The 17245-nt window shown below is 26.4% G+C and carries 23 protein-coding genes; 12 read left to right on the forward strand and 11 right to left on the reverse strand.

Features of this window, described 5'->3' with window-relative positions:
• The first annotated feature begins 37 nt into the window (after window positions 1–37).
• Window positions 38–232: a YwbE family protein gene (locus ACNSOS_RS10170; protein ID WP_418185199.1), complete on the forward strand. Its 195-nt coding sequence runs from the start codon at window positions 38–40 to the stop codon at window positions 230–232.
• A gap of 37 nt (window positions 233–269) precedes the next feature.
• Here the strand turns inward: ACNSOS_RS10170 and ACNSOS_RS10175 are convergent, their stop codons facing one another.
• Both ACNSOS_RS10175 and ACNSOS_RS10180 read right to left on the reverse strand, forming a co-directional pair.
• Window positions 270–1115, reverse strand: coding sequence for a hypothetical protein (locus tag ACNSOS_RS10175; RefSeq protein ID WP_418185200.1), 846 nt, complete (start codon window positions 1113–1115; stop codon window positions 270–272).
• A 7-nt stretch (window positions 1116–1122) separates the two neighbouring features.
• The gene (locus ACNSOS_RS10180) at window positions 1123–2433 is read right to left on the reverse strand and encodes an MFS transporter (protein WP_418185201.1); all 1311 of its coding nucleotides are present in this window, start codon (window positions 2431–2433) and stop codon (window positions 1123–1125) included.
• 74 nt (window positions 2434–2507) lie between these two features.
• On the opposite strand from ACNSOS_RS10180, the gene ACNSOS_RS10185 reads away from it, so the two are divergent.
• Complete coding sequence (locus ACNSOS_RS10185; RefSeq protein ID WP_418185202.1) at window positions 2508–3107, forward strand: non-canonical purine NTP pyrophosphatase; 600 nt, start codon at window positions 2508–2510, stop codon at window positions 3105–3107.
• On the opposite strand, the gene ACNSOS_RS10190 is transcribed toward ACNSOS_RS10185, so the two are convergent.
• Genes ACNSOS_RS10190 through ACNSOS_RS10205 form a run of 4 tightly spaced genes read right to left on the reverse strand, consistent with a single transcriptional unit; the run spans window position 3097 to window position 4804 of the window.
• The gene (locus ACNSOS_RS10190; protein ID WP_418185203.1) at window positions 3097–3417 is read right to left on the reverse strand and encodes a hypothetical protein; all 321 of its coding nucleotides are present in this window, start codon (window positions 3415–3417) and stop codon (window positions 3097–3099) included. The two genes, ACNSOS_RS10185 and ACNSOS_RS10190, sit on opposite strands and share 11 nt — an antisense overlap.
• A gap of 5 nt (window positions 3418–3422) precedes the next feature.
• Window positions 3423–3764 (reverse strand): hypothetical protein, encoded by a 342-nt coding sequence (locus ACNSOS_RS10195; RefSeq protein ID WP_418185204.1) that lies wholly within the window; start codon window positions 3762–3764, stop codon window positions 3423–3425.
• Entirely contained in the window at window positions 3754–4053 is a 300-nt protein-coding gene (locus tag ACNSOS_RS10200; RefSeq protein ID WP_418185205.1) for a type IV pilus modification PilV family protein, read from the reverse strand. The genes ACNSOS_RS10195 and ACNSOS_RS10200 overlap by 11 nt, the downstream gene beginning before the upstream one ends.
• Window positions 4040–4804: a pyrroline-5-carboxylate reductase gene (locus tag ACNSOS_RS10205; RefSeq protein ID WP_418185206.1), complete on the reverse strand. Its 765-nt coding sequence runs from the start codon at window positions 4802–4804 to the stop codon at window positions 4040–4042. The genes ACNSOS_RS10200 and ACNSOS_RS10205 overlap by 14 nt, the downstream gene beginning before the upstream one ends.
• A gap of 105 nt (window positions 4805–4909) precedes the next feature.
• Between ACNSOS_RS10205 and ACNSOS_RS10210 the strand changes: the two genes are divergently transcribed.
• The 3 genes from ACNSOS_RS10210 to ACNSOS_RS10220 are packed head-to-tail and all read left to right on the forward strand — an operon-like array spanning window position 4910 to window position 8568.
• Window positions 4910–5563, forward strand: coding sequence for an outer membrane protein assembly factor BamD (locus ACNSOS_RS10210; protein WP_113893224.1), 654 nt, complete (start codon window positions 4910–4912; stop codon window positions 5561–5563).
• Window positions 5564–5587: 24 nt separating this feature from the next.
• Window positions 5588–8005, forward strand: a complete 2418-nt coding sequence (gene lon, locus ACNSOS_RS10215; protein ID WP_418185207.1) for an endopeptidase La — start codon at window positions 5588–5590, stop codon at window positions 8003–8005.
• 2 nt (window positions 8006–8007) lie between these two features.
• Window positions 8008–8568 carry a rhomboid family intramembrane serine protease gene (locus tag ACNSOS_RS10220; RefSeq protein WP_418185208.1) on the forward strand — a complete coding sequence of 187 codons (561 nt, stop codon included), beginning with the start codon at window positions 8008–8010 and terminating at the stop codon, window positions 8566–8568.
• Between the two features lie 2 nt (window positions 8569–8570).
• Here ACNSOS_RS10220 and ACNSOS_RS10225 read toward each other — a convergent pair whose 3' ends face one another.
• A complete protein-coding gene (locus ACNSOS_RS10225; RefSeq protein WP_418185209.1) occupies window positions 8571–9002 on the reverse strand; it encodes a MarR family winged helix-turn-helix transcriptional regulator in 432 nt (143 codons plus the stop codon).
• 137 nt (window positions 9003–9139) lie between these two features.
• Between ACNSOS_RS10225 and ACNSOS_RS10230 the strand changes: the two genes are divergently transcribed.
• Window positions 9140–9460 carry a cupin domain-containing protein gene (locus ACNSOS_RS10230; protein WP_418185210.1) on the forward strand — a complete coding sequence of 107 codons (321 nt, stop codon included), beginning with the start codon at window positions 9140–9142 and terminating at the stop codon, window positions 9458–9460.
• A gap of 22 nt (window positions 9461–9482) precedes the next feature.
• Here ACNSOS_RS10230 and ACNSOS_RS10235 read toward each other — a convergent pair whose 3' ends face one another.
• Window positions 9483–11021: a methyl-accepting chemotaxis protein gene (locus ACNSOS_RS10235; protein WP_418185211.1), complete on the reverse strand. Its 1539-nt coding sequence runs from the start codon at window positions 11019–11021 to the stop codon at window positions 9483–9485.
• A 294-nt stretch (window positions 11022–11315) separates the two neighbouring features.
• Between ACNSOS_RS10235 and ACNSOS_RS10240 the strand changes: the two genes are divergently transcribed.
• The 3 genes from ACNSOS_RS10240 to ACNSOS_RS10250 are packed head-to-tail and all read left to right on the forward strand — an operon-like array spanning window position 11316 to window position 13241.
• On the forward strand, window positions 11316–11693 hold the full coding sequence (locus ACNSOS_RS10240; protein ID WP_418185212.1) for a PAS domain-containing protein: 378 nt from the start codon (window positions 11316–11318) through the stop codon (window positions 11691–11693).
• Window positions 11694–11704: 11 nt separating this feature from the next.
• Window positions 11705–12958 carry a methyl-accepting chemotaxis protein gene (locus tag ACNSOS_RS10245; protein WP_418185213.1) on the forward strand — a complete coding sequence of 418 codons (1254 nt, stop codon included), beginning with the start codon at window positions 11705–11707 and terminating at the stop codon, window positions 12956–12958.
• 58 nt (window positions 12959–13016) lie between these two features.
• Window positions 13017–13241, forward strand: coding sequence for a DUF2798 domain-containing protein (locus tag ACNSOS_RS10250; protein WP_113908425.1), 225 nt, complete (start codon window positions 13017–13019; stop codon window positions 13239–13241).
• Window positions 13242–13268: 27 nt separating this feature from the next.
• On the opposite strand, the gene ACNSOS_RS10255 is transcribed toward ACNSOS_RS10250, so the two are convergent.
• The 3 genes from ACNSOS_RS10255 to ACNSOS_RS10265 form a co-directional block, all read right to left on the reverse strand.
• Entirely contained in the window at window positions 13269–13817 is a 549-nt protein-coding gene (locus tag ACNSOS_RS10255; RefSeq protein WP_418185214.1) for a YceI family protein, read from the reverse strand.
• Window positions 13818–13915: 98 nt separating this feature from the next.
• Window positions 13916–14521: a Crp/Fnr family transcriptional regulator gene (locus tag ACNSOS_RS10260; protein WP_418185215.1), complete on the reverse strand. Its 606-nt coding sequence runs from the start codon at window positions 14519–14521 to the stop codon at window positions 13916–13918.
• An 18-nt stretch (window positions 14522–14539) separates the two neighbouring features.
• The gene (locus tag ACNSOS_RS10265) at window positions 14540–15154 is read right to left on the reverse strand and encodes a cupin domain-containing protein (protein ID WP_418185216.1); all 615 of its coding nucleotides are present in this window, start codon (window positions 15152–15154) and stop codon (window positions 14540–14542) included.
• A 235-nt stretch (window positions 15155–15389) separates the two neighbouring features.
• Between ACNSOS_RS10265 and ACNSOS_RS10270 the strand changes: the two genes are divergently transcribed.
• The 3 genes from ACNSOS_RS10270 (at window position 15390) to ACNSOS_RS10280 (ending at window position 17202) form a co-directional block, all read left to right on the forward strand.
• On the forward strand, window positions 15390–15953 hold the full coding sequence (locus ACNSOS_RS10270; protein WP_418185217.1) for a LysE family translocator: 564 nt from the start codon (window positions 15390–15392) through the stop codon (window positions 15951–15953).
• Between the two features lie 31 nt (window positions 15954–15984).
• Window positions 15985–16827 (forward strand): biotin synthase, encoded by an 843-nt coding sequence (locus ACNSOS_RS10275; RefSeq protein WP_418185218.1) that lies wholly within the window; start codon window positions 15985–15987, stop codon window positions 16825–16827.
• A gap of 87 nt (window positions 16828–16914) precedes the next feature.
• On the forward strand, window positions 16915–17202 hold the full coding sequence (locus ACNSOS_RS10280) for a hypothetical protein (protein ID WP_418185219.1): 288 nt from the start codon (window positions 16915–16917) through the stop codon (window positions 17200–17202).
• The last annotated feature ends 43 nt before the right edge of the window (window positions 17203–17245 follow it).

A 17245-nucleotide genomic window follows, 5' to 3' on the forward strand; every position in this document is an offset into this window, starting at 1 on the left:
TCAATGTTGATAGGTCTTTTTTATTTAAAGGAAAAATATGATTGATGGAAAAAAAAGAATAAATATAAAAGCAGGTTTAAAAGTAAATATTGTACTAAAACAAGACCAAAGGACAGGTAATCTCACTTGTGGGATAGTAAAAAATATACTTACAAATTCACCATCTCACCCACATGGAATAAAAGTACGGCTTCAAGATGGACAAGTCGGAAGAGTTCAGGAAATATTATAGTAAATTACTAAAGTTTTGATTGTAAATAAAACTAGACTTATTTCACCAAAATTCTATATAAAAATCCCAAACCAAGTATTCCAAAAATAGTTAAAACAATAGATAAAAGATATATTAAAAATTTCTCTTTTGTTTTTTCATAAAGTTCAAAATAGACTTTTTCTAAATTTGTATTTATATAAAATATTGCATTGTTTTGTAAGCTATTGTTTATATTATTTGACTCTTCATTTATATATATTGGTATTAAATCTTTAAACCATTTTGGAGCTAATTGTCCATTTTGGTTTGAAAGATTTATGATGCTTTTATCAAAATTTACAGTTGTACTAGAATTTATGGTTTCATCAAATTGATTTGTTGCATCGAAATTTATAAGTAAAGAAGATATATTTCTAAAGTTTTTATTTGGAATAAAAGTGTATATATCGCTACTAGGAACTAGGTTTTTATTTAACTCATTTGGAATAGAACCTTCAATAGTCAAAAGTTCTTTTTGTAAATCATCGCTTTGAGTTGTTTGTAGTATTTGTCCTAAACTTTCATCAATTTTTAGATTTGTAAGCTCCCAAATAAATTTCTTATCCAAATCATTTGATAACTCAACCAACTCATTTTCAGATATATCAAAGCTTGATTTATCTACTTGGATTGATGAAAAATTGTCATTGAAAGCAGTTTGTATTTTGTTTAAAATCTCTATATCTTTGCTTTCAAGATATTTTTTTAAATTATCTTGAATATACAAAGATGTAGTTTTTGTTTCAAGTTGATATTTTGTGAGAATTTCATCTTTTATAGTATCGAAATCATTGCTATATTTTGATACAAATCCAGCTAATAAACCTATAATAAATAAAATAAAAAATATAAACTTTTTCAAAATTTTATCACTTTAAAATATCTTTTATCTCTTCAGGAGTGATATTTTCATTGTATTTTATAGCAACAATATTTTCTGTGTTGTTGATATACCACTCTTCTATATTTTTATTTTCATTTAGTTTTCCACTATTTTCAAGTTTGTATTCATCTAAACTTAAATATAAAGATTTTGTTTTTGATGGATTTGGCATAGTCAAAATCAAAACTGCCCACAAAATACAGATAATTGCAATAATAATAGAAAATGTTGATAGATCAATATTATCAAGCATAATTCCACCTAAAAGTCCACCAACAAATGTCCCTAAATATCCAAAAGAGTTAAATACTCCTAAAACACTTCCTCTTTGATGAACTTTTGCAAATTTTGAAGTAAGTGATTGCATAATTGGTTCGTGCATATTAAACCCAATAAAGAAAATCACAACTCCAATAGCAAAAACAAAAGCACTAGAACTAAATCCTATCACTAAATATGAGATGATGAAAAATAGTATCCCAATAGCTAAAATTTCTCTAAATTTTCCTTTTTTCTCTGCAATAATTGCAGCTGGTGCCATAGATAAAAGTCCAAAAATCATAGCTGGAACATAAACATACCAAAGTTCACTTTTTTGCCAACCATAAGTTTTTGTCAATATTATTGGAATTACTAAAAAAGCGAATGTCATCAAAGCTTTTTGTAAAAAATTTGTGATATTCATTCGATTGATATTTGCATTTCCTAAAATATCTACTAATCTTAATTTATCATTGTAAGTGTGAGTGATAACTGGTGGATTTGGAACTTTTTTTACTAAAATATAAATAGAAATAAGTGCTAAAAACATAGTAATATAAAATAAAACTTCAACTCCAATAAAACCACCAATAAGTGGACCAGCTAACATAGCAATTGCAAATGAAAGACCTATGAACATTCCCATCATTGCCATAGCTTTTGAACGCTGTTCTTCTTTTACTAAATCACTTATCATAGCAGTAACAACTGCTCCAATAGCTCCTGAACCTTGTAAAAGACGACCCAACATCAAAGTGAAAATATCAGTTGCTATTGCACAGATAAATGAACCAATAGCAAAAAGTAAAAGCCCAGTTATAATAGTGCCTTTTCTTCCTAATTTATCACTCATAATCCCAAATGGAACTTGAAAAATAACTTGTGTTAAAGCATATCCTCCAACAACAATTCCTACTAAAGTAGCATTTGAACCTTCCAAAGATAGAGCATATACAGAAATAACAGGTAAAACAATAAAAAGCCCAAAAAATCTAAGAGCAATAATAAAACTCAAAGGCATTACAGATTTAATCATTAATAATCCTAAATATATTATAATTTTGGTTTATTATATAAAAAATTCGATAATAAGTAGTATAAGGACAAAATTTGAAAATAGTTTTAGCATCAGCAAACAAAGGAAAAATAGAAGAATTTAAAAAGCTTCTTCCAAATGATGAAGTTGTAGCATTTAGTGAGATTTTAGGAAAAATTGAGATTGATGAAGATAAAGATACTTTCCAAGGAAATGCTATAAAAAAAGCACAAACAATATATGATGAATTTCAAAAAAAAGATTTTGGTGATGTTGTAGTTATTTCTGATGATAGTGGTATTAGTGTACCAGTTTTAAACAATGCCCCTGGAATTTATAGTGCTAGATATGCTGGATTTAATGCAAGTGATAAAGAGAATAATGAAAAATTAAAAACTGAACTAAATAAGTTAGGTTTAGAAAAAACTCCAGCATTTTACACAGCTTGTATAGCAATAGTTTATAAAAATGAAGTTTATACAGTACATGGTTGGATGCACGGAGTGGTTTTAAATAAAGAAATAGGGACAAATGGTTTTGGATATGATCCTATGTTTATTCCAAATGGATATGATAAAACTTTGGGTGAACTTGATGAAACTGTAAAAAAAGAGTTTTCACATAGAAGTAGGGCTTTAAAACTTGCAATGAAAGTTTTAGAGGTTATTTTATAATTAACTTTTTTGTAACTCTAATATCAAAATCAAAAGATTGAACACTTAATAAATAGTGTTCAAAACCTTCTGATTTTTTTGCTTTTATATCAAAAAAATCATCATAAATTTCTATTTTTTCAATATCTTTTAAATCAATACTTAAAAGATATTCTTCCAAAAACTCAAGATGATTTTTTGCTTGAATATATAGAACTTTTTGTTTTAAACTTTCATTTCCCAAAGAGTTATTTTCCAAAATCTGATTTGCAGATATACTAAAAACTACAAGTAAAATCAAAGTTATAAGAAGAGTGTATGATTTTTTCATAGTTTTCATAATTTTATTGCCCACTCTTGTTTTAAATTATTTGATAAAGTTATATTAATAGTTGCTATATTTCCATTGCTATTTATTGTAAAAGCTTTAACATCTTTGAGTAGTAGAGAATTTTTAAAATATAGATTTTTCCCATCAAATTGAATTTGAGATAAATCATCTTTATTTTTGTCTAAAAAAGCTTTTGTTGAAAATAGTTCTAGTTTTGAAATCTCTAAATTTAGAGTTTCTTGATTTTTTAGTGACAGTTCTTTTATAAAAATTGTTGAATATACAACTATTGAGCTTGATATAATCAAAGTTAAAAGAAGCTCAATAAGAGAAAAACTACTTTTCATATTTGAAAACTTTTATTTTATTATCAATATATTCATATTTCTTAACAGTTAAATTTTCAATTTCAGTTTCATCTCCTATTTTAGTTTTGGTGATTTGTAAATTTGTAGCAGATGGAATAAAACTTGAGTAGTTTTTTGTAGTGAAATCATTTTCTATATTGTTGATGATATGAAAAATATTGTCATCATTTTCACTATTGTAAGAGATTTTTAAAAAACCACCTACAACAGTTGATAATATCAACAAACTTATCAAAGTTTCTATTAGAGTTATACTATTTTTCAGCAATTTTTTGTGATTTTGTAAATGAACCTTCAATTGCTTTTATAAAGGCATCTCTTACACTTCCTTCTTCAAGTTTTGCATATCCAGCAGCTGTTGTTCCAGCTGGGCTCATAACAGAATCTTTTATAACTGCGGGATGAGTATGTTTTAAAATAGAAGCAGTTCCGCTAAATAGCCCTTGAACTAAATGTTGTGCTAAATGTCTTTCTAGTCCTACTTTTACAGCTCCATCGGCTATTGCTTCAGCAACTAAGGCTAAAAATGCAGGTCCAGAACCAGTTATTGCACTTGCAATGTCTAGTTGAGTTTCGTTATTTACCCAAATAGCCTCACCAATAGATGAAAAAGCTTCCAATGCTATTGCTTTTGATTCAATATCTCCAGTTACTGTTGTCATAGAGTTTTGAACACTTGCAGCAACATTTGGCATAGTTCTTATATAATTTTTAGCTTTTATTTGTTTTTTTAAATAATCAAGTTTTGTTCCAGCTAAAATAGAGATTAAAACATCAGCAACACCAGTAAGTCTTACTGAAACACTCTCTAGTGCATAAGGTTTTACACAAAAAATAACATTTTTACCAGTTATATCTTCTTTGTCACTTAGTTCTTTGATAGTTAATTGTGGTATTTTTTCGTGAATTAGTTTTAATTTATTTATATCTCTTCCTATCATTTCAACTTCATGATTTTTTACCAAACCAATAGCAAGTGATTGAGCCATTATTCCATTTCCAATAAGAGTTAATTTCATTTTATTACCTTAAATTAGTTTTTTAGATTATAACACATTAACATTTATAAATATAAAGCTTTTTTTCGATAATATATTGCTTTTATGACAAATAAGGATGATTAAATGGTAAAAAACCTAAGAATAAAAAATATTTTGTTATTACTAAGTGCTACATTTATTTTTAATGCTTGTTCTTCAAAGAGTGAACAAGAGTATAATAAACCAGCTCTTTATTGGTACAATAAAATGATGATGCAAATTGGAATGGGAGATTTAGATGAAGCAGATGATACATATACTTCACTAGAGAGTGAACATAGAAATTCACCATATATTCCAACAGCAATGCTTATTTTGGTAAATGCACATATGCAAGATGAAGAGTATGCTTTAGCAAATTTCTATTTAGATGAATATATTAAAAGATTTAGTTTAAGCAAAGATATTGATTATGCTAGGTATATGAAAATTAAAGCTAATTTTATGGGATTTAAACAACAATTTAGAGATCAACAGTTGATTGATGATACATTAGCACAGATTTTAGAGTTTAAGAATAAATATAAAAATTCTCCATATATGCCTCTAGTTGATACTATGAATGCAAGACTTTTTATGGCAAAAGCTTCTATGGATAAAGAGATTTCTGAACTTTATCAAAGAAGAGATAAACCTATGGCATCAGAGTATTATATGCAAAAGTCTCAAGATTCTTGGGTTAATCCAGAAGAGATAAATAAAGTTGAAGTGCCTTTTTATAGAGCAATATTCGAATAAATGTTTAAGGAGATAGAGTAAGATATGCAATTAGCAAATTATGGTAATTTTCCACAAACTATACCTTTAATTATTGAAGATGAGGTATTTTTATATCCATTTATGATTACACCTCTTTTTCTAAATAAAGAGGAAAATATCAAAGCAGTTGAAAATGCAATAGAGTTTAATAGACTTGTAATGGTTACTGTTTCAAGACCATCAAAAGAAGGCAAAAGAGAAAAAGATTCTTTTTATGATGTTGGAGTTGTTGGAAATGTTATGAGAAAAATTTCTTTACCAGATGGTAAAGTTAAAGTTCTGTTTCAAGGTGTTGCAAAAGCAAAAATAATAGATTTTGTACCAACCCAAAATATTTTTGCAACAGTTGATATTATTGCAGATGAAATATCAAATGAAGAGAGTATTAAATCTTTGATTGCTATTTTATTGGATAATATTAAAAAACTTTCAAAACTAAACAATAAATTTCCAGTAGATTTAATAAAAGCAATAGAAGAAAATGAAGATGCTATAAGAGTTGCGGATTTAATATCATCAGTTTTAAAACTAAAAAAAGATGAAGCTTATAGAATTTTTGCAAATACAAATTTAGAACAAAGAATTTTAGATATTATTGAAGTTGTAAAAAAAGAGATAGAATCATATAAAATACAAAAAGAGATAACTCAAAAAGTAAACTCAAAAATAGAAAAAACTCATAAAGATTACTTTTTAAAAGAGCAAATAAAGGCTATTCAAAAGGAACTTGGAGCTGATAATCAAAAAGATGAAGAGATAAAATCTTATAAAAAAAGATTAAAAGCTAAAAAGTGTTTTATGGGTAAAGAATCTTATAAAGAGACAAAAAAACAAATTGATAAATTAAGTAGAATGAATCCAGATTCTCCTGATGCATCATTGCTTCAAACTTATGTTGAACAGGTTTTAGATATACCTTTTGGAGATTATGCAAATGATAAAATATCAGTTTCTAGTGTTGAAAAACAATTAAATAAAGACCATTATTCGCTAGAAAAAGCAAAAGAGAGAATTGCTGAATATTTTGCAGTAAAACAACTACTTGAACAAAGAAAAATAGAAGATTTAAAATCAAAAGGTACAGTTTTATGTTTTGTAGGACCTCCTGGGGTTGGTAAGACTTCATTGGCAAACTCTATTTCTCAGGCATTAAAACGACCACTTGTGAGAGTAGCTTTAGGTGGGATGGAAGATGTAAATGAACTAAGAGGACATAGAAGAACTTATGTTGGAGCAATGCCTGGAAGACTGATCAAAGGCTTGATTGATGCTAAAAAAATGAATCCAGTTATAGTTTTAGATGAAATTGATAAATTGGGTTCAAATCATAGAGGTGATCCTGCATCTGTTATGCTTGAAATACTTGACCCAGAACAAAATCATGAGTTTAGAGATTTATATTTGAATTTCCCTGTTGATTTATCACAAGTTATTTTTGTATCAACAGCAAATGATATAAGAAGAATTCCAGCACCATTAAGAGATAGAATGGAGTTTATAGAACTAAATTCTTATACTCCAAATGAAAAATATCATATTGCAAAAGATTATTTAATTCCCCAAGAGTTACAAAAACATGGACTTGATAAAAATGAAATTAGCTTAAGTAAAGCAACTATTGAATTGATAATATCTAAATATACAAGAGAAGCAGGGGTGCGAAACTTGCGAAGAGTTTTCTCTAAATTATTTAGAAAAGTTGTAAAGATGATTTTACAGAATCCAGAGCTTACAAAGGTAACTATTGGAACAAAAGATTTAAAAGAGTATTTAGATAATCCTATCTTTGAAATTGAACCAGCTGATAAAATAGATGTTGTTGGAGTTTCAAATGGTTTGGCTTGGACTAGTGTTGGTGGAGATATTTTAAAAATTGAAGCAATTAAACTAAAAGGAAAAGGTTCTTTAAATGTAACTGGAAATTTAGGTGATGTTATGAAAGAATCTTCAAGAATTTCTTATTCGGTAGTTAAGCATTTAATTGATAAAAATATATTAAAAATTGATGAAAATTTAATCCCAAAATCTGTAAAAGAAGAAGAGGAAAAAACAAAAATTGATAGTAGTGAAGTTTATAAAAGATATGATATTCACTTACATATTCCAGAAGGTGCAACTCCTAAAGATGGACCAAGTGCTGGTATAACTATGGCTTTAACTTTGGCTTCAGTTTTAAGTGATAGAAAAATCAAATCTGATGTTGCGATGACAGGAGAATTGACACTTTTAGGAAAAGTTTTACCTATTGGGGGATTAAAAGAAAAATTAATAGCTGCATATAAAGCGAAAATTAAAAAAGCTTTAGTTCCAAGAAAGAACTTTGAAAGGGATTTAGAAGAAATTCCAGATGAAGTAAAAAGTGCAATGGAAATCAAAGCCGTTGATACAATAGAAGATGTTTTAAAAGAGGCATTAATCTAAATATGAAATTTTCAAAAAAAGATTTTACAGCTACAAATGTGATTATTTTTATCACAGTTGTAGCTTATATTATCCAAATTAATATTCCAAATGGTTCACTTTTTATGGGATTGAACTTATATTTCTTAGTTGGTGGATTTTATTGGCAACCACTTACTTCTATATTTTCTCATGGTGGAATAGCACATCTAGGAATGAATATGTTTGTCTTATGGCAATTTGGAAATCTTATAGAACAAGCTCGTGGTAAACAAAGATTTATAACCTTATATTTTGTAACAGGTATTTTAACTTCTCTTTTATCATTTTTATATATTTTTTATGTTGATATCCAAGTAAATTTAGTTGGTGCTAGTGGTGCAATATGTGCTGTTTTAGGCTATATTGCATATTTTGATAAAAGACAAAGAAGCGGGATTATAACTTGGATTTTACTTATCTCTGTTGCTCCACTTCTAATAGGACTTCCAATAGCTTGGTATGCTCACTTTATAGGACTTGGTGTTGGTTTTGTTTATGCAATTATAGAAAAAAGATTTTTTCCATTGGTAATTTATAGATAAAATTAATTGTTCAATTTAGATAAAATCTTGTTACAAATTTTAATAATATCTTCTTGTTCTTCTTTACTTAATTGAATTTTGCACTCCATATTTTTGAAAATATGAGCTGTTTTATCTTTTAAATCTTTTCCTTCTTTAGTTAATTTTATTATTTTCCCTCGTTCATCACTTAATGATTGAGTTCTAGTAATATATGATTTTTCTTCTAATCTTTTTAAAATAGGTGTTAATGTTGCTGAATCAAAAAATGTTTCTTTGCTTATATCTTTTATTAATATATTGTCATTATTCCAAAGTGTCATCATCACCAAGTATTGTGGATAAGTTAAATTAAATTCTTCTAAATGAGGTCTATAATCTCTAATCATTGCATTTGATGTAGAGTTTAATAAAAAACAAACCATTTTTGAGAAATCAAACTCTTTTTTTTCCATATTTTTCCCTTTATTGAATAGTAAGCAATTATATCAAAATATATCTTGTGTACAAACTAATTGACAAACAAAAGTTTTTTCAGTAAAATTACTTTGTGTGCATAATATTAGCTAGCAAATTAAAATAAAGGAAAAATATGGAAGTAGTAAATTATGAAGGGATTTTATCAGTTTTATTAGATGATATAATCCCAAATGAGATTACAAAAGGTGTGAAGCAATATAAACTTAAAGAGAATAATGATGGAAAATTGACAGCTATTTATAAATTTGAGGAAAATAGTAAATTACCTTTTATTGATAAACATGATTTATTTGATGAACATATATTTGTAATTTCTGGAGTATTTAATGATGGAAATAAAGAGTATAAAGAAGGTTCATTTATAATAAATCCTAAAGGAACATCTCATATACCACAATCAAAAGAAGGATGTACTATTTTAGTAACAAATTAATCTGAATTTAAAAGTGCTTATATTAATTAAGTACTTTTAATGTATCAATAAGATTATTTGAAATACTTATTAAATTATTTGAACTATCTTTTGTACTTTGTGCTTCAATTTGAGTATTACTTGAACTACTTGAAACTTTTACCATATTAGTTGTAATTTGATTTAAAGTTTGGCTTGTTTCTAAAGCTGTACTAGCTAGTTCATTTGATATATTTTTTTGATCACTAATTGAACTTGATATATTTGATGACATCAAACTTATTTTTTCAACTTTATCATCAATATTATGAATAGACTCAAGTGAATTTCTTACCAAAGATTGAATAAATTCGATTGCTGATGTTATATCTTTTGCTGCTTCATTTGATCTTGTTGCAAGGTTCCTTACTTCGCCAGCAACAACTGCAAATCCTTTCCCAGCTTCTCCAGCAGTTGCTGCTTCAACTGCAGCATTTAAACTTAATATATTTGTTTGAAATGCAATTTGAGTTATTACGTTTATTGTATCACCTATTTTTATAGATTCTTCATTTAATTTATTCATTGCAATTGCAGTATCTTTTGACTGACTTTTTAATTCAAAAACAACCTTTTCACTTTGTGAAGTGGTATTAAAAATATTTGTAATAGAAGATAGCATAATTTCTACTTTTGTTGATAACTCTTGAAAAGCTTGATTTAACTCTTCTATTGAAACAGTTATGGCTTTTGAACCTTCCATGCTTGTTTTTGCTTCATTTACCATTGATGTTGAAGCATTTTGAAGTTGTTTTAGTGATTTTGTAAGATCTTCAATCTCTTTTCCTATATCAAACATTGTATTTTTTTTCAAAGTTATATCTGTTGCATATTTTACAACTTTAAAAGGAATACCATCTAAATCTAAAATAGGATTGTAACTTGCTTGAATATAAACTTTTTTACTGTTTTTACCAATTCGCAAGTATTCTCCTGCATCATATTCACCTTTATTGAGTTTTTCCCAAAACTCTTTGTACGCATTTGAATTTCTATAAGATTCTTCACAAAAAATACTATGATGTTTCCCCATAATTTCATCTAATGAGTAACCTAAAGTATCTAAAAAGTTTTTATTTGCATTTAAAATAATTCCTTGCATATCAAATTCTATAACAGCTTGGGATTTATTTATAGCATTTATTTGACCAAGATAATATAAATCTTTTAATCTTTTCTTAGTAATGTCTTGTGCTAATTTAATAACTTGAACAACTTTGCCATTTTTATTTGAAATTGGCATATATGATGCCCTTAAAAAAACAGCTTCACCATCTTTTTTAATTCTTTTAAATTCAGAAGTTATAGATTTCCCTTTATTTAAAGTATCCCAAGCTTCTTGGTATTCTTTACTTTCAACAAATCTTTTATCACAGAATATTTTATGGTGTTTCCCTATAATTTCATTTAATGTATAGCCCATTGTGTCTAAGAAAAGTTTATTGGCTTTTATTATAGTTCCATCATTTCTAAAAACTATGGTAGCATAGTTTTGGTCTATAGCCTTCAGCTGTAGCTTATCCTCTTTATTCGAAAAAAACATAAATTCTCCTATAATAAAATGAATGTTAAAGATTCTATCTATTATAGATTTAAATTATTATAAATATAGAATATTATGAAATCACATAATTTTTATATTTAAAACTTTATTATTCTTAAAATAATATTTAAAATAAATACGTTTAGGTATTGATTTTTTTTCTTAAATATTCTACTATTAAATATTATTTTTATAAAGTATTATTTTAAATAATCAAACATTATATAGTTTGTGTTTACTTATATATACAATATAAACCATAATAACTAAATTGCATAGGAAAGGAGTCTCAAAGTGTCAAAAGAAATAACATTTAGTAAAGATATAATAATTGTAACTGAAACAGATGAAAAAGGTATTGTTGTATTTGCGAATGATGATTTCTGCAAGGTATCAGGGTATTTGTTATGTGAATTGGTTGGTAAACCCCATAATGTGGTTAGACATCAAGATATGCCAAAAGAAGTTTTTAAAAATTTATGGGAAACCATACAAAGTGGAAAAATTTGGAAAGGAATAGTTAAAAACCGAACAAAAGATGGAGGTTATTATTGGGTAAATGCAACTGTTTACTCATCAAAAAGCGTAAATGGAGGATTAAGATATATTTCTGTTAGAGTAAAACCGACACAAGAAGAAATATTGACTGCTACAAAATTATATTCAAAATAGAGGAGATTACGATGTTTTTTAACAATAGAAATACTGATATTTTAGAAATATTAAATATGATAGAGTCATATTTAAAGAACGAGATAAATTTTTTGTCTATAGATGATTTTGAGTGCAAAGGTTACAATAAGGAGATAAAAGCTAAATTAGATTCTATATGTAATATACTAAATCAAAGAAACGATGATGAACTACTAATTTATGGTGAGATTATGCTTATTTCTGAGAAAATTGAAAAAGGTATAATCGGAGATAAAATTCATCATACAAATACCACAAATATAAAACTAAACTATATAGCAAAAACTATAAATAATTTAGTTGAAACACTTCATAATTATATAAATCAGATTATTACAATTTTGTCAGAATATAGTAAATATAACTATTTAAGTTCTTTAAATACAAACCTAGTAAATAATGATTTTAAAAAATTATTTGAAGGAATAAATACTTTAAGGCAAACAATAACACAGATGTTAACTGAAAATAAATCCAATGGATTAATTTTAGAAAATAACTCAAAAATATTGTTAGAAAATGTAGATACTTTAAATTTATCTTCAAGTAGAGCAGCCGCAAATCTTGAGGAAACAGCAGCTGCATTGGAAGAAATCACTTTGCATGTTAGAAATAATACAGATAACATTTTACAAATGGCAACTTTATCAAAAAATGTAAGAAAGTCTTCAAATGATGGTGAACAGTTAGCAAATCAAACAGTCTTATCTATGGAAGAGATAAATAATCAAGTAAGCTTAGTAAATGAAGCTATAAGTGTAATTGATAATATTGCCTTTCAAACAAATATTTTGTCATTAAACGCAGCAGTAGAAGCTGCAACAGCAGGAGAGACAGGAAAAGGATTTGCTGTTGTTGCTGGAGAAGTACGAAATCTTGCAACTAGAAGTGCTGATGCTGCTAAAAGAATAAAAAGTATAGTTGAAAATGCAACTAAAAAAGCTTACAATGGGAAATCTACAGCAAATGATATGATTGTAGGTTATAAAGAGTTAAATAAAAATATACTTCAAACTATAAATTTGATAGAAGAGATTCAAAATGTTTCAAAAGAACAACTTATAAGAATAGAACAAATAAATGATGCTGTTAATAAGCTAGATGAACAAACACAGCAAAATGCAAGTGTTGCTTCTCAATCTCATGATGTAGCAATAACAACAGATTCTATCTCAAAATTAATAGTAAAAAATGCAAATGCAAAAGAGTTTGAAGGTAAAAATGATATTGGCATAAATGTTTAAAATTTAGACTTTAATAGTTAATCTATTATAATCCATTCTCTATAGACAAAGGATATAAATGATAGATAAAAAGTATGAAAAGTATCTTTTTGCAATAATTATGGGTACAGTGATGAGTTTTATAATGAGCTTTATAATTACATTTATAAACTTAGGATTTATTGATGGATTTTTTACTAAATGGATAGAAGCATTTTTTAAAGCTGCTGTCTGTGCCATTCCAATAATATTTATTGTAGCTCCAAATGTTAGAAAAATAGTTTCTAAGATTGTAAGAGATTAAAATATAGCCTAAAAAAGGCTATATTATTTATTTAAAAGGGATTGTAAACTCTATATTTACATCAGAATAAGATACATTTTCATGTAAAGCACCACAAATTTCCGTAAATGCTTTGTATGAACTTGCCATATTAAAATCTAAAATATCTATAACTCCATTTGCTACAATCTTTCCATCATTTATTTCATATTTCATAGAAGTAGCTTTTTTGATACCATTCATTACAACATCTAAAACTAAAGTTTTATTTACTTCATCTACACTAGAGATATTTCCTTCTATAAAATTTGCAGAAGTTAAAGAAAATAGTGTTGAAGTGATATTTAAATTTCTTGCTTCATCTTTTGATTCTAAAGATTTTGATTCAATTTTTACTTTTGCACTTTTTAGAAACGCTGTTAAACTATCAGATTTTTTAATATCTAAATCTATTTTATTAAATGTTCCAGAAACTCCAACCTTTGAAGCAAGTTTAAATCCAGTCCATTTTACACCCAAATCACCATTTAACTCATAAGCATTAATACTTGAAACTAGACCAAATGCTAAAACAGATAGCAAAATTTTCTTTTTCATACAACTCCTTATTTGTAAGTATAATAATCTTTAACAAGATTAGTTTGATTTTATCAAATATTTATTAAAGTAAGATAATTTTTATTTAATAAAATATTTTATAAAATAGTTATTGTTCCTCTGGCTAATTTTATGAGATTTTTATTTTTTAAATCTTGTAAAACTCTATTTATTACAGTTCTTGAAGTACCCAAAGAAGAAGCTATTTCACTATTTGTAATTTTTATTTCTTTTGAATTATAAGATTTCAGAAAATCTAAAATTCTACTATCTAATCTTTTAAATTTTATATCTTCAATTAAAGTAGTTAAAGAAGAATATCGAAGTGTAAAAAGAGAAAAAATCATTTTTTGATAACTTGGAGAGTGAACTATCAGATTTTGTATAACATCAATCGGAATTAAATACCCTTTTATTAAAGTTGTAGATTCAGCTGTTGCAACAGCTTTTGTTTGTGAAATGGCACTTGCAATATTTACAATACATTGTTCACCTTGGCAAAAATCATATAAAGGAATTTCATCATTTGTATTTGCACTAACTGAAAGTTTGATATTTCCTTCAATAAGATATAAAACATCTTTACAAATATCTCCTTCATAAAAAAGTATTGTCCCTTTTGGAATTTCTACATATTTTGAATTAGATTTTATATTGTTTACTAGCTCTTCATTTAACTCACTAAAAAAATCAAAATTTTCCAAGTCTTTCCCCTAAAATTATTATAAATGTCCTGTTTTAACTAAAATTATAGTCTCTTCTTCTACATAAGGAAAATGTTCACTTAAATGAGGGCTTCTAATCCAATATCCTTGAGGATATTTTCCATGTTCATCTATAAAAATCCCTTTGAGTACAAGAATCTCTTCTCCACCCCAATGTTTATGAGAAATAAATTTTTCATTTTTTGGCCATTTCACTAAAGCTGTTTGTTCATATAAAGGCATTACTTCCAAATTTCCTTGTCCTTGTAACCATTGAGAACTAGTAGTATCTATAATTATTTGTTGTTCATCTGTAAAATAATTTATTTTTCTAAAAATTATACAACCAATATCTGTTTTTACATATGCTTCATCTTCTTTAGGAAGTCTTAAATAAGTTCCTACTTCAAATTCTCCAAATTGATTAATATATTTTCCTTCTAAAACAAAGATTTCTACACTATTAATTTTTGAGTTTTTATTTAAAGTAGAATTCTTTTCAATTTTTATTAAAGCTGTTTCATTATGTAAATCACTAGAAAGCAATTTTTTTAAAACATGGTCTTGCGCAGTTTTTTGCCATATTAAAGACTTTGTGTCTATTAAAACTCTTTTATCATAATTTTCATTCATCATATCTCTTAATATATAGTTTTATCATACATTATAGTAGTATTTAACTATTTTATATACAACATATGTAGCAGACATTATTTATATTTTTGTGTAGATTTTCAGTTTTATTAAAAAATATAATAAAATATTTTAACTAAATACAATTTTTATAAGAATATTAGAAAAATAAGGACTTTTTATCACATACTTAATAGAATTACTTTTAATAGCTACAACAATACAAATAGCTTTGATGTCACCAGGACCAGATTTTATGGTGATATTAAGACAAACAATAAATTATGGAAAAAAATATGCTTATTTTTCTAGTTTAGGTATTGGAGCTGCTATTTTAGTTCATGTAGGATATACATTACTTGGAGTAGGTCTAATTTTAAAGAATTTTCCATATTTTTTAGACATAGTTAGAATCTTAGGAGCCTTGTATCTCATATATTTGGGATATGGAAGTTTTAGAAGTAACTCTTCAAAAATAAAAATTCAAAAAGAAAAAAGGCTTAGTTATAGTTATAAAAAATCTTTTTTTGTGGGATTCATAACAGACCTTTTAAATCCAAAAGCAACACTCTTTTTCCTATCCGTTTTTACAGCAATTGTAAGTGTTGATACTCCTATGTATATTCAGGGACTATATGGTTTTTATTGTGTTTTGGCAAATATTTTTTGGTATATGTTTATAGCAAATATTTTGTCAATAAAAAAGAATTTGGATTTGTTTAACAAACATCAAAATATTATTGAGAAAGTTATTGGAATAGTTCTTGTTTTACTGGGAATTAAGTTGATTTTTTCATAACAAAATAAAATTATAAGAAGGATTAAAAAATATGAATATAAATAAAGAAGTATATTTATGTTCAATATCAAATATAGAAAGCGGTACTTGCAATGAAGATTGTAAATTTTGTACTCAAAGTGTAAAAAATGATATTGAAATAACTAGATACAAAAGAAAAGAGATAAAAACAGTAGTTGAAGAAGCAAAAAATGCAAAAAGACATAAAGCACAAGGTTTTTGTTTAGTAACTGCTGGACAAAAACTAACTGATAGTAAACTTGAATATATTATCTCTTTAGTTTATGCAATCAAAAAGGAAGATTTAGATTTAAAAATAAATGCTTGTAATGGTTTAGCAACTTTAGAGCAATTAAAAGAGTTAAAAAAAGCTGGAATTGAAGTATATAATCATAACTTGGAGGCTTCAAAAGAATTTTATCCAAAATTGTGTTCTACTCATACTTGGCAAGAAAGATATGAAACTTGTTTAAATGTAAAAGAAGCAGGACTAAATTTAGCCTGTGGAGGAATATTTGGAGTTGGAGAATCACATGAAGATAGAATTTCACTATTTAATTCAATAAAATCTTTAGAACCAATGATTGTTCCTTTAAACTTTTTTCATTATACAAATAATCTACCAATTTCTAAAAATGTATTAACAAAGCAAGAAGCATTTTCTATAATCAAAACTGCAAGAAATATGATCGATAGTGCTAAAGTTGTTATGATTGGCGGTGGAAGAGAGAGTATGTTTGAAGATAGACAATATGAAGTTTTTGAATATGGAGCAAACTCTTTTATTATTGGAGATTATCTTACAACTTTTGGAGAGAGTGCAAAAAAAGATTTAATATCTTTAGAAAAGTTAAACTACAAAATAGCAAATTAGTGAAACATATGTAGTTTATTTAAAAATACTTTTTTTATAAAATTTCAAAATCTAGCTAGAAAAATTTAAAAACAAAAAGGATTTAAAATGCCAAAAGCTTTTTTAGAAATTACACTGAATATTAAGCCAGAAAATAGAGCAACAGCAGCAGGTGTTTATACAAAGTATAAAGAAACTTTTTTAAATGAAATTATTGGTGCTAAATCAAAAGATTTATTAGTAAGAGATGAAGATGTGCAAGTTTTACATGGATTTGAATGTGTTGATAGTGCAAATGCATATTTAACATCTGAATTATTTAAAAATGATGTAGTAAGAGAACTTTCACCGCTTTTTGAAAGTGCTCCAGATATTAGAATATATACAGTAGCTTAAAATATATCCCAATTTTGGGATATATTGTATAATACTTTAAAAA

It is taken from the genome of Aliarcobacter vitoriensis (assembly GCF_048320235.1).
Lineage (GTDB): Bacteria > Campylobacterota > Campylobacteria > Campylobacterales > Arcobacteraceae > Aliarcobacter > Aliarcobacter vitoriensis.